This window comes from Streptococcus sp. NLN64 (genome assembly GCF_015831295.1).
Taxonomy (GTDB): Bacteria; Bacillota; Bacilli; order Lactobacillales; family Streptococcaceae; genus Streptococcus.
This window is the reverse complement of record NZ_JADXDQ010000117.1, coordinates 1-1,014: the sequence shown is the minus strand read 5'-3', so window position 1 is coordinate 1,014 and position 1,014 is coordinate 1. Positions and strand designations below refer to the sequence as shown.

At 35.6% G+C, this 1,014-nt stretch carries 1 protein-coding gene; it reads left to right on the top strand.

What is annotated here, in order from left to right:
* Positions 1-83: 83 nt before the first annotated feature.
* The gene (locus I2503_RS09385) at positions 84-995 is read left to right on the top strand and encodes an IS982 family transposase (protein WP_196967786.1); all 912 of its coding nucleotides are present in this window, start codon (positions 84-86) and stop codon (positions 993-995) included.
* The last annotated feature ends 19 nt before the right edge of the window (positions 996-1,014 follow it).

Sequence of the window (1,014 nt, the reverse complement as noted above, 5' to 3'; positions counted from 1 at the left end):
ACTCGTTGTGCTAGTTAATCCTGGAAATAATAAAAAACTTTGCGTATCATAAACTCAAAACCACCACGAATTGAGGACATGATATGCAAAGCCAAGTACATTATCTCGCGAATCCATCACAAACACAAGTAGTTTTCAATAAAATTTTGGTTAAAGTGACAGATCTATACGAGAAATATGTTCCAGAATCGGTTCGTTTTCGTAAGAATGTCCATTTGCAACTTCAACCAGATGTTATCTTGATTTCTAGCTACATTTGGGCTTTACAACAAGGTTGTAGATCAGCTAATGCTATTTATCGCGCAATTCGTACTAACTTGTTTCCTGAATGTTTTCCTGAACGATCTAGATTTTGCCGGATATGCCAAAATCTTTCTCAAGCGATTCAGATGATGCGCTATTATTTTGTAGATTCTCTCGTCAACAGCTGTGAATTCGGCATTATTGACAGTTTTCCCTGTGCTTTGTGTAAACCAATTAGAAATTGTCGAGCAAAACTTCTTGAGTCGACAGCTAATATAGGCTTTAACGCTACAAAACAAGAACATTACTATGGTATTAAATTTTCCGTAGTAGTTGGAGATAACGGTTTTCCAATCAATTATGTAGTCACACCAGCATCAATCCATGATAGTCAAATAGCTTATGAATTACTCACTACCAGCCCATTCTCGATTGTTTATGGCGACAAGGGATATGTAACTAGATCATTGAAAGATGACTTATTAAGGTGTGGAATCAGATTAATAACTCAATTAAGAGAGAATATGAGTGATTACTCTAAACTGGAAAATTATAAGATTGGACGACTGCGTAAACCAATTGAAACGGTATTTTCGAGTTTAGAGCAGTTTGGGATTGAGGATTTAAGATGCAGGAATCTCTATGCTTTAAAATTTAAAGTAGAGGCCATCCTATTAACTTATTCCATATTACTTCATCAAAGCCAGATCGAAAATGGTTTCAGTCTAAAATATTCACTTGCTTACCCTTAAATCAACTAGCACAACGGGT